General features: G+C 39.0%; 11 protein-coding genes. All 11 read left to right on the top strand.

All coding sequences use genetic code 11. The features are described 5' to 3' along the window. Positions 1–22 precede the first annotated feature (22 nt). Positions 23–541 carry an adenine phosphoribosyltransferase gene (locus F601_RS0108875; RefSeq protein WP_018165327.1) on the top strand — a complete coding sequence of 173 codons (519 nt, stop codon included), beginning with the start codon at positions 23–25 and terminating at the stop codon, positions 539–541. A gap of 164 nt (positions 542–705) precedes the next feature. Further along, complete coding sequence (gene metA, locus F601_RS0108870; RefSeq protein ID WP_018165326.1) at positions 706–1650, top strand: homoserine O-acetyltransferase MetA; 945 nt, start codon at positions 706–708, stop codon at positions 1648–1650. A 9-nt stretch (positions 1651–1659) separates the two neighbouring features. Then, positions 1660–2340 (top strand): DnaD domain-containing protein, encoded by a 681-nt coding sequence (locus F601_RS0108865; protein WP_018165325.1) that lies wholly within the window; start codon positions 1660–1662, stop codon positions 2338–2340. Then, positions 2337–2987, top strand: coding sequence for an endonuclease III (gene nth, locus F601_RS0108860; protein WP_018165324.1), 651 nt, complete (start codon positions 2337–2339; stop codon positions 2985–2987). Before F601_RS0108865 ends, nth begins: the two co-directional genes overlap by 4 nt. 378 nt (positions 2988–3365) lie before the next feature. Then, positions 3366–3848, top strand: coding sequence for a YkgJ family cysteine cluster protein (locus F601_RS0108855; protein ID WP_018165323.1), 483 nt, complete (start codon positions 3366–3368; stop codon positions 3846–3848). A 130-nt stretch (positions 3849–3978) separates the two neighbouring features. Continuing rightward, positions 3979–4668, top strand: a complete 690-nt coding sequence (pynA, locus tag F601_RS0108850; protein WP_018165322.1) for a pyrimidine 5'-nucleotidase PynA — start codon at positions 3979–3981, stop codon at positions 4666–4668. Between the two features lie 57 nt (positions 4669–4725). Continuing rightward, a complete protein-coding gene (locus F601_RS0108845; RefSeq protein ID WP_018165321.1) occupies positions 4726–5751 on the top strand; it encodes a YeiH family protein in 1026 nt (341 codons plus the stop codon). Between the two features lie 243 nt (positions 5752–5994). Further along, positions 5995–7221 (top strand): efflux RND transporter periplasmic adaptor subunit, encoded by a 1227-nt coding sequence (locus F601_RS0108840; protein ID WP_018165320.1) that lies wholly within the window; start codon positions 5995–5997, stop codon positions 7219–7221. Continuing rightward, a complete protein-coding gene (locus F601_RS0108835) occupies positions 7221–7931 on the top strand; it encodes an ABC transporter ATP-binding protein (RefSeq protein ID WP_018165319.1) in 711 nt (236 codons plus the stop codon). The genes F601_RS0108840 and F601_RS0108835 overlap by 1 nt, the downstream gene beginning before the upstream one ends. A gap of 11 nt (positions 7932–7942) precedes the next feature. Next, complete coding sequence (locus tag F601_RS0108830; protein WP_018165318.1) at positions 7943–9175, top strand: ABC transporter permease; 1233 nt, start codon at positions 7943–7945, stop codon at positions 9173–9175. Between the two features lie 774 nt (positions 9176–9949). Next, complete coding sequence (locus F601_RS0108825) at positions 9950–10534, top strand: VTT domain-containing protein (protein ID WP_018165317.1); 585 nt, start codon at positions 9950–9952, stop codon at positions 10532–10534. Positions 10535–10944: the final 410 nt, after the last annotated feature.

Below are 10944 nucleotides of genomic sequence, written 5' to 3'. Positions count from 1 at the left end.
CAAATGCCGATAGGAAGAAAAAATGGATTTAGAAAATTATATTGCTTCAATTGAAAACTACCCACAAGAAGGTGTGACGTTCCGTGATATCTCACCACTTATGGCTGATGGAAATGCTTATAGCTATGCTGTACGTGAAATCGTACAATATGCTACTGACAAAAAAATTGACATGATTGTTGGTCCAGAAGCTCGTGGTTTCATCGTTGGCTGTCCAGTTGCTTTTGAACTTGGTGTTGGTTTTGCGCCAGTGCGTAAACCAGGTAAATTGCCACGTGAAGTTATTTCTGCTGACTACGAAAAAGAATATGGTATTGATACGCTATGCATGCATGCTGATGCCATCAAACCAGGACAACGTGTCCTTATCGTTGATGATCTTTTGGCAACAGGTGGTACTGTTAAAGCGACAATCGAAATGATTGAACGCCTTGGCGGAGTCGTTGCTGGATGTGCCTTCCTTATTGAATTGGACGGCCTTAATGGACGTAAAGCCATCGAAGGCTACGACACAAAAGTCTTGATGAATTTCCCTGGCTAAAAAATAGCTATTTTTGACTGGCATCTTATCTTAGGATTATCAGAAATGCTTATTATTGGCTATAGTTCTTAACTATAGCTAACTAAAGAATTTATATAATTGAAAACTATATCTCCATGGTCTATAATATTAAGAAAGATATTGTATGAAATGGAGATATTTTTATGCCAATTAAACTTGATAAAGCCTTGCCGGCACTCGATATACTACGTTCTGAAAATGTCTTCATTATGGATGATAGCAGAGCGAGACATCAAGATATTCGTCCTATGGAGGTTTTAATCTTGAATCTAATGCCGACCAAAGAAGCAACCGAAACGCAGTTGCTTCGACTTTTGGCAAACACACCTCTCCAGATTAATGTCGATTTTCTTTACATGGAAAGTCATGAGTCCAAGAATACTGCGGCTGAGCATCTTGAAGCATTTTATAAGACATTTTCTGATATTAAACATAAATATTATGATGGTTTAATTATTACAGGTGCTCCTGTTGAAACCCTGGCATTTGAAGAGGTTGATTATTGGGAAGAGTTATGTGAGATTTTTGATTGGTCAAAGACCCACGTTTACTCAACCTTACATCTTTGTTGGGGAGCACAAGCTGGATTGTATTATAAATATGGTGTAGACAAGGTTTTGATGTCCCGTAAATTATCTGGTATTTTTTCACAAGATGTGAAAGATAATGGCAACCCGCTTATGCATGGCTTTGATGATAGTTTTATGGCACCGCATTCTCGTTATACAGAGGTTTTGGTTTCTGATGTTGAGAAATTAGAGAGTCTTGATATTATTGCGGCAAGTGAAGAAGTTGGGCTGTCGATTTTGGCGACAAAAGATTTGCGTGAGGTCTTTAGTTTTGGGCACCTGGAGTATGACCGTGATACCTTAGACAAGGAATATCAGCGAGATGTTTTGGCTGGTAAAAATCCAGATGTCCCAGAGAATTATTATCAAGATGATAACCCAGCAGAAAATATCAAGATGCGTTGGAATCTAGCTGCTACTACATTCTTTAGCAATTGGCTAAACTACGGTGTTTATCAAGAAACCCCATATCAATTGGAAGAACTGGAAACGGATTATTCATTTTTCGGTTATCTATAGAGGAAATCAATGAGTTTTTTAGAAAATTATCAATCTGGCAATCTGGTCTTACCGGCTGCCTTACTGTTTCACTATAAAGATATTTTTAAATCTTCGGATGAATTTTTAGTCTGGCAATTCTTTTATTTACAAAATACAACGCGATTGGATGATTTGGCACCAAGTCAAATTGCAACTGCTATGGACAAAACAGTTGCAGAGGTCAATCGTCTAATTTCAAATTTAACTGCTCAAGGGCTTTTAGATATGAAGACTATCGAACTTGGTGGCGAGATTGAGGTCATTTTTGACGCTAGTCCTGTATTGGCGAAGTTGGATGCTCTTCTCGAGGAGGATTCTGATACGCTTGCGCCAGCTGAGGAAGGTAATAGCTTAAAAGATCTTGTAGAAGATTTTGAACGTGAACTTGGTAGGATGCTCAGCCCATTTGAACTAGAGGATCTTCAAAAAACGCTCAAGGACGATAAGGCGGAGCCAGATTTGGTGCGAGCAGCTTTACGTGAAGCGGTCTTTAATGGTAAGACAAATTGGAATTATATTAATGCGATTTTGCGCAATTGGCGTCGTGAGGGGATTACGACTTTGCGTCAGGTTGAGGAGCGTCGTCAGGAGCGTGAGGAAGCTAAGAGTCCAAAAGTTTCTGTTTCGGACGATTTCTTGTCTGCCATGAATTTGTGGAGTGATCAATGAGAATCGGTAGAGAGCGTTTAAAAAAGGTTTTAGCTATTATTGGCGAGATGTTTCCAGATGCTCATGGTGAGTTGGAGTGGGATAGGGAAAAACCATTTCAATTGCTAGTTGCAGTTATTTTGTCGGCTCAGACAACGGATAAGGCTGTTAATAAAGTGACACCTGGTCTCTGGGCCAAGTATCCTGAGATTGAGGACTTGGCTCATGCGAATCTTCTTGATGTTGAAAATAGCTTGCGCACTATTGGGTTATATAAGAACAAGGCAAAGAATATTATTAAGACAGCGCGTGCTGTTTTACGAGATTTTGATGGTCGGGTTCCTAAGACTCATAAAGAATTGGAGACTCTTCCTGGTGTTGGACGGAAAACGGCTAATGTTGTCTTGGGAGAGGTTTACGGTATTCCGTCAATTGCTGTTGATACCCATGTTTCAAGGATTGCAAAACGATTAAATATTTCAGCACCTGATGCTGATGTTTCCGAAATTGAGCAAGATTTGATGAAGAAGATTCCTAAAAGAGATTGGATTGTCACGCATCATCGCTTAATTTTCTTTGGACGTTATCACTGCTTGGCTAAGAATCCTAAGTGTGAGACTTGTCCTCTTCAAAGTTATTGCAAGTATTATAAAGAAATAAGTCGATAAAACGTGTCTCTTAAGATGGATGAGTACAAAATCTATCTTAAGGGATTTTTGTCATTTTTAAACGTTAGATTTGCTTTCTTTTTGGTTTTATTCTCTTTTAAAATTAAAAGGATACAGCGTTCAGTTTCCTCGCCTACCTCCAGCTAGACCTTAGCCAGCTTGCCTCGTCTGATTTTGTTTTTCTTTGAATATAATATGCCTATGATGAAAAAAGGTACTATGTTATAATGGATTGGTTGGCAATTTTTGTTGTCATGCGGTTTGAAGTGTGATGCAAATATTTTCAATCATTTTAAACTTGCTATGGACAGTGACCATTAAACCTATTCATGATGTCACATTTGAAATTTGGAAAAGAAAAGGAATTTACATACCAGTATGGACCTTGAAAAGTATCGTCAGCTTGCTCTACAAAAACAAGGAGAGCATCGTAAATTTTTAGCAACACTTAAAAAGAAGGCGCCTAAGAATTTAGATAAAATTGTGCAAGAAGTTCACCAAGAAGTTTTTGCAGAAATAGATTGTACAGAGTGTGCAAATTGCTGTAAAACGCTTGGCCCACTTTTTACAGAAGCAGATATCACACGAATTGCAAAAGTTTTTCGCATGAAACTCCCTGTTTTTGAGGACATGTACCTACGTGTTGATGAGGATGGAGATAAGGTTTTTCAATCGATGCCCTGTCCATTCTTAGGTGGAGATAATCTTTGCTCGATTTATGATGTACGCCCCAAAGCTTGTCGTGAATTCCCACACACCGATCGAAAGAAAATCTATCAAATTAACCACTTGACTATCAAAAACACACTTACCTGCCCAGCTGCCTATCTCTTTGTGGAAAAGCTGAAAGATAGGGTTTGATTGTGAATGGGCTCATAGGAGATATGAGTCATTTTTTAAAAAAATTAGTAGTGACTGGCCCTATTGAAACATGTATCTTTCTCACTCTTATGCTATAATATCCCCAGACCCCCACGAAAGGACCCCTACCTTGTCTTACAAATTTTTACTTTTCGACCTTGACCACACTCTTCTTGATTTTGATGCTGCTGAGGATGTTGCTTTGACTGAGCTTTTGTTGGAAGCGAGTGTTTCTGATGTGCAGGATTATAAGGATTTTTATATTCCCATGAACAAGGCCCTTTGGGATGATTTGACTTTGAAGAAAATCACCAAAGATGAGCTTATTAATACCCGTTTTTCTCGTCTCTTTGCTCATTTTGGCCATGATGTTGACGGCAAAGCTTTTGCTCTTCGTTATCAGGAATTTCTCAGCCAGCAAGGTCAGACCTTTACTGGTGCGCGTGAGCTCTTGACAGATTTAAATGGAGAAGGATACCGCCTCTTAGCTGCAACCAATGGTATTCAGTTTATTCAGGAAGGACGTCTTCTGGCTTCAGATATCGACGGTCTCTTTGAGCAAGTCTTCATTTCTGGTGCGACAGGTCTTCAAAAGCCCGACAAAGCTTTTTTTGACTGGATTGCTTCTGATGTTGACTCTTTTAATCATAGCAAAGCGCTGATGATTGGCGATAGTCTTTTAGCCGACATTCAAGGCGGAAACAATGCCGGTATTGACACCGTCTGGTACAATCCTGAGAAAAAAGGCAACAGTAGCTCTGCCATTCCCACCTATACCGTCAAGGATTACGAGGAACTTCAAAAATTGTTGGACAACTAAAACGGATTTTACAAACTCAGCCAACAGGTCTATAATAGGAGGGCAAAGGAGTTTTATATGTCAACAATTAAGAAAAAAATCCCTGGCGTCTTCCTGGCTTTGCTCATTGCCTTGCCAGCATGGATTCTTGGTCAATATCTTCCTTTGGTGGGAGCGCCAGTTTTCGCCATCTTACTTGGTATGGTAATCGGTTATTTTCATACAAACCGCAACAAAACAAGTGTGGGAATTGCCTTCACTTCTAAATATATCCTGCAAACGGCTGTTGTTTTGCTTGGTTTTGGTCTCAATCTGTCTCAAGTCATGTCAGTTGGGCTGACTTCCTTACCCATTATTATCAGCACTATTTTGACCTCGCTCATTTTGGCTTACATCCTGCAAAAAGCATTTCACATTGATTTAAACATTGCGACTTTGATTGGGGTTGGCTCTTCCATTTGTGGAGGATCTGCCATAGCAGCGACAGCTCCTGTTATCAAGGCAAAAGATGATGAAGTGGCAACAGCTATTTCGGTCATTTTCCTCTTCAACATTCTAGCAGCGCTCATTTTCCCAACCCTTGGAGATTGGCTTGGGCTTTCAAATCAAGGCTTTGCCATCTTTGCGGGAACGGCGGTCAACGATACCTCCTCGGTCACAGCGACAGCCACGGCTTGGGATGCCATCCACAATTCCAACACCCTTGACACGGCTACCATTGTCAAGTTGACCAGAACCTTGGCTATCATCCCCATTACGCTAGGCTTATCCTTTTATCAAGCCTTTAAGGCTTCGGGAAATAGCAGAGCAGGTCAGGGAACCTTCAGTTTTAAGAAGGCATTTCCTATGTTTGTCCTCTATTTTCTCTTAGCATCGGTTGTCACAACAGTAGTGACAAGTTCAGGTATGGATACAGCCATCTTTGCTAATTTGAAAGTACTGTCAAAATTCTTCATCGTTATGGCCATGGCAGCAATTGGACTCAACACCAATCCCATTAAACTCATCAAGACTGGCGGACCAGCTCTCGGACTGGGAGCAGCCTGCTGGCTTGCTATCTCCATAGTTAGTTTAACCATGCAAACTTTAATTGGTACATGGTAGGCTTGGAAGCTCTTTGAGAATACTCACAAACGTCTGAAAGATTCAGGCGTTTTTTCTTACAAAACTGTAAGTGGAGAAGTGTCTAAAATAAGATACAATTAGGGTGTGAGAGAGTATAGCTCTAAACGAAAAAGAATCGGTCTAAGGACTGAATTTCTAAGCTCTGATGGATTATTTCTTGACAAAGAGATATAAAGTCTTTATACTTGTCTTATAATAACAGTACAATAGTTGGAGGAGATTATGTCTAGAAAAAACAAAAAGAAAATGTCTAATAAGACAAAAGGGATTATTGCAGGAGTTGCCTCTGTCTGTATTCTTGCTACAGCGGGAATTCTCTGGATGCAACAGAAAAATACAAGTGAAGAAGTTAAGGTTTCATATAGTTCAGCTAATGTAACTGAAGGTACAATTGCCTCGTCCACTCTGCTTTCAGGAACTGTCAAAGCTTTGAATGAGCAATATGTTTATTTTGATGCAGCCAAAGGATCAAGTGCCAAAGCTACAGTGTCTGTTGGAGATCAAATCACCGCGGGTCAGCAATTAGTTCAATATGACACTGCAACAGCACAATCTGCCTATGATACGGCAGTACGTAATCTGAACAAGGTTGGAAGACAGATTAATTACCTTAAAACTTATGGAAATCTTCCAACTACAACAACATCTGTTGATGAGGAAACCGGGGAAGAAACAACTATTACACAACAGCCATCTGAAGAGCAAAATGCCCAATATTTGCAACAATTACAAGATCTAAACGACTCTTATGCAGATGCTCAAGCAGAGGTTGATAAAGCTCAAGAAGCAATAAACCAAACTATTTTCTTGAGTGATGTTTCAGGAACTGTCGTTGAAGTAAATAATGATATTGATCCAAATTCAAAGAACAGTCAGGTTCTGGTTCACGTTGCCACTGAAGGACAACTTCAGATTAAAGGAACTGTAACCGAGTATGATTTAGCAAACCTAAAAAAGGATCAAGCTGTTAAAATCAAATCTAAAGTTTATCCTGATCAAGAGTGGACAGGAAAAATTTCCTATATTTCAAACTATCCTACTCAGAATGATGATCAAGGCTCAGCCTCAGCTTCTAATTCAGGTGCGGCTTATGAATACAAAGTTGATATCACAAGTGAATTGGGAGCTCTTAAACAAGGGTTCAGTGTCTCAGTAGAAGTTGTCAATGAAAACAAACGCAAGCTAGTACCTGTTACAGCTCTTGTCACAGATAACGAAAAGAATTATGTCTGGGTTTATGATGAGAATACCGGTAAGATTCAGAAAGTAGAAGTTACTTTGGGAAATGCTGACGCTAAACAACAAGAAATTTTAACAGGACTTGAAGTTGGCCAAGTTGTCATTACTAATCCAGACGACTCTTTAAAAGAAGGTCAAACAATTGAAAATCTTATTTCTGATGATACTGTGACTGAAGAAAGCAGTAAAGAATCCGAGGTGAAAGAATAGTGACAGATGGAAAAAAAGTCTTAATTCAACTCGATAATATTGTTAAAAGCTACCGCAATGGTGACCAAGAGTTACAAGTTTTGAAAGGTATTGATTTGACGGTTGAAGAAGGAGAATTTCTAGCCATCATGGGACCATCAGGTTCTGGGAAATCAACCTTAATGAATATCATTGGTCTGCTAGATCGTCCAACTTCAGGAGATTATTATCTGAACGGAACCCACGTTTCAGAATTAAATGACAAAGAATTGGCAAAAGTTAGAAATCAGGAAATTGGCTTTGTCTTTCAACAATTCTTTCTCCTTTCAAAATTATCAGCTTGGCAAAATGTTGAGATTCCCTTAATTTATGCTGGATTAGGTGTCAGCAAACGTCGACAACTAGCGCAGCAATTTTTAGAAAAAGTGGAATTAAGCGAGCGCATGAATCATTTGCCATCAGAATTATCAGGCGGGCAGAAGCAACGTGTAGCAATTGCTAGGGCCTTGGTTAATAATCCCTTTATTATCCTTGCGGATGAGCCAACTGGTGCTTTGGATACCAAGACTGGTGAGCAAATCATGGAGCTTTTAACGGAACTTAATCGGGAAGGAAAAACCATTATCATGGTTACACACGAACCAGAAATTGCCGATTACGCCAGACGTAAAATCGTTATCCGTGACGGTGAAATCACCAAAGATACCACTGAAAGTGTTAGAATAGAGTAAGGAGGACGGTGATGGAAAATTGGAAATTTGCCCTTTCTTCTGTACTTGGGCACAAGATGCGGTCCTTCCTAACTATGCTTGGAATTATCATAGGTGTAGCTTCAGTTGTTGTCATTATGGCTTTGGGTCAGGGAATGGCAGCGCAGGTTACCAGCATGTTCTCAGCAGACCGACAAGATATTCAAATCTATTATGTTTCAAAAGATTCAGAAGACGACCAAGGAGCAAGTTTATTTGGTCTTCTTTCTTCAAGTGATACAGGTCCTAAAATACAAGAAGAGTGGCTTAAAGAAATTGTAAAGACCGTTCCTGGCACAGAGAGTTATTATATTACTAATTCAACAACATCCACTGTTTCTCTAGATAAGAAAAAAGCAGATAATGTTAACATAACAGGAGTTAACAGTACCTATTTTGATGTCAAGAAATTCAAAATATTAGCTGGAAGAAGTTTTAGAGCTACCGATTATACTCAATTTGCACGTATCATCATGTTAGATACCAAGTTAGCTCAAAAACTTTTCGGTGATAATGACTCTGCTCTGAATCGTCAAGTTTCTGTAGGGTCGAAATCTTATTTAGTTGTTGGAGTTTATGAAGATCCAAATGCTGGCTCTGCCTTTTACGGTATGGGCTCTGAAGGTAATGCCATTATGACAAATACACAATTGGCAGCTGAATTTGGAACAGATGAAGCAGGAGCTGTCTATATCCACGTTGAAGATGTTAAAGATTCAACAGCCATTTCAGACCAAGCTGCAAGTGAGATGACACGATTGTCAGGAGTTAAGACTGGAGAATATACGACTTACGACATGTCCAAAGATATTGAAGAAATCAATTCGGCCTATAGCATTATGACAACTGTTATTGGAGCTATTGCAGGTATTTCTCTACTAGTTGGTGGTATAGGTGTCATGAATATTATGTTGGTATCTGTTACCGAACGAACTAGAGAAATTGGATTGCGTAAAGCTCTAGGGGCAACCAGAAGAAATATCTTGACACAGTTCCTAATTGAGTCAATGGTCTTGACTTTACTTGGGGGCTTGATTGGTTTGGGCTTGGCCTTTGCAGTGACAGCAGCTCTAGATGGTAGTATTGAAAGTATTAAGCCAGCTATTTCTATAAAAGTTGCACTTGGAAGTTTAGCCTTCTCTGCTCTAATTGGTATGATTTTTGGTATTCTTCCGGCTAGCAAAGCAAGTAAATTAGACCCAATCGAAGCACTTCGTTACGAGTAACAACTGCTGCAGGTGATTATAAAGGCAACCGTCACCATATCTAAACTAAATGATTTTTACTATCAAGCAATAATGTTATATTGTGACGTGAGAAACTAAAATCGACATTATTTTTGTTTCGAGCTAATGAGGTGCTTAGGCAATTCGCAAAATAGCGATTGCCGTAGAATGATTACTTGCTTTAGCAACAATCATTCTTAGCACGTTGAACACGGCTACGACACTGTGCAAATAGATACGCGCCTGTTTCAACTTTAGTTGATTACAGTCGTGGATACCTTTAGGTATAAAGACTTCCTAGACGTTAGAACAGTCTGGGGATAGACTGTTCTAAGTTGGGAATGAAGAAATCGAAGATTTCGCCCAAAGCGTCTTCGTCAGCTTTCTTGTCGTAGACGTCTGAACTTTCTACGCCTATAGGCTATGAAAGTCCTAGTCGTCCTGACGGGGGTGTGTCAACGAAATCACAGATTTTTGACTTACCGCCTAATTTGCTTTGTGTCGGTAACGTGAGATTTTCAAAACGATAATTTTTGAAAATCGAGCTAATGCTGGATGTAGAAACTGCTTATAGGCAGTTTCGTTTGGTGACGAGGTGTAATGCGCCCGTCACCAATCATCAGGCATACGACTTTGTATCTTGTGTAATTGAACACGGCTACGACACTGTGCAAATAGATAAAGACTTCCTAGACGCAAAAGCGTCTTCGTCAGCTTTCCTAATTTGCTTTGTGTTGCATACGCCTTTGTATCTTGTTTAAAGGAGGTGGTCAGGTGTATGTTTTTTGGAAGAAGTTCTTTAAGGGACTTAGTATCTTCTCAATTCTACTGACCATTACTTTTTTGGTATATTTGGTTAGAGGATTGGATATCCTTAAGAATCCAGAGGCGTTGAGTCAGCTTCTGACAAATCGTATGTTACTTGGTGCTTTTGCCTTCTTACTTTTACAAATTATTCAGGTTGTTATTCCTATTATTCCTGGTGGTGTGACGACTGTAGTTGGTTTCATGGCTTTTGGACCAGTTCTTGGATTTATTTTAAATTATGTAGGCATTGTACTTGGAAGTATCATCTTATTTGCTCTTACAAGACATTATGGTAAGATGTTTATCTTGCTCTTTATCGATGACAAGACTTATTATCATTACGAGAGAAGATTATTCAGCCCAACCTATGAACGTTTTTTTATTCTAAATATGATTTCACCACTGGCACCGGCAGATGTTATGGTCATGATAACAGGCTTGAGTGAGATGTCTTATCGAAAATTTCTTACTATAATTCTTATTTGTAAGCCCATTTCAATCTTGGCCTATGGTTATTTTTGGATATATGGTGGGAAATTTCTTTTTAAATAGAGCCAAAAAAGTCAGTTATCTGGCTTTTTTCTTTACCCAAAATATGGAATAATACTCAAATAATATCAAAATCAGACAAGGAAGTGAGACGAAGGCAGTGCTAAGGGGAGGTAAGTCGAAACTGACGTCTATCATTTTGATATTAAAAGAGTATAAGGTATGAGTTGTTAGTGTAAAATAATACTCGGAAAAACGTTTACATGTTTTCAAAATAAAAAAAGTCCTATATCCTAGGAAATGACGAAATAACCCAAAAGGATATAGAACCTATGACTATTGTAACAAAGATTGGAAAAATTTTAAAGACTAGTAAACATTTATCTGAGTTAGAAACAGAAATAATGAGTTTGATGAGTAAGGTCTTTACAGAGAGTTTGGCTCATTGCTTAGAACGCTTAGATAAGGAACTT

Source organism: Streptococcus henryi DSM 19005 (genome assembly GCF_000376985.1).
Lineage (GTDB): Bacteria > Bacillota > Bacilli > Lactobacillales > Streptococcaceae > Streptococcus > Streptococcus henryi.
Note: the sequence above shows the minus strand (reverse complement) of the source record. Positions and strands in the feature narration are given on the sequence as shown.

Bases quoted from the DNA above. Each gene is read 5' to 3' on its own strand.
- F601_RS0108875 (WP_018165327.1), top strand. From the start codon at position 23: ATGGATTTAGAAAATTATATTGCTTCAATTGAAAACTACCCACAAGAA.
- metA (WP_018165326.1), top strand. From the start codon at position 706: ATGCCAATTAAACTTGATAAAGCCTTGCCGGCACTCGATATACTACGT.
- F601_RS0108865 (WP_018165325.1), top strand. From the start codon at position 1,660: ATGAGTTTTTTAGAAAATTATCAATCTGGCAATCTGGTCTTACCGGCT.
- nth (WP_018165324.1), top strand. From the start codon at position 2,337: ATGAGAATCGGTAGAGAGCGTTTAAAAAAGGTTTTAGCTATTATTGGC.
- F601_RS0108855 (WP_018165323.1), top strand. From the start codon at position 3,366: ATGGACCTTGAAAAGTATCGTCAGCTTGCTCTACAAAAACAAGGAGAG.
- F601_RS0108845 (WP_018165321.1), top strand. From the start codon at position 4,726: ATGTCAACAATTAAGAAAAAAATCCCTGGCGTCTTCCTGGCTTTGCTC.
- F601_RS0108840 (WP_018165320.1), top strand. From the start codon at position 5,995: ATGTCTAGAAAAAACAAAAAGAAAATGTCTAATAAGACAAAAGGGATT.
- F601_RS0108830 (WP_018165318.1), top strand. From the start codon at position 7,943: ATGGAAAATTGGAAATTTGCCCTTTCTTCTGTACTTGGGCACAAGATG.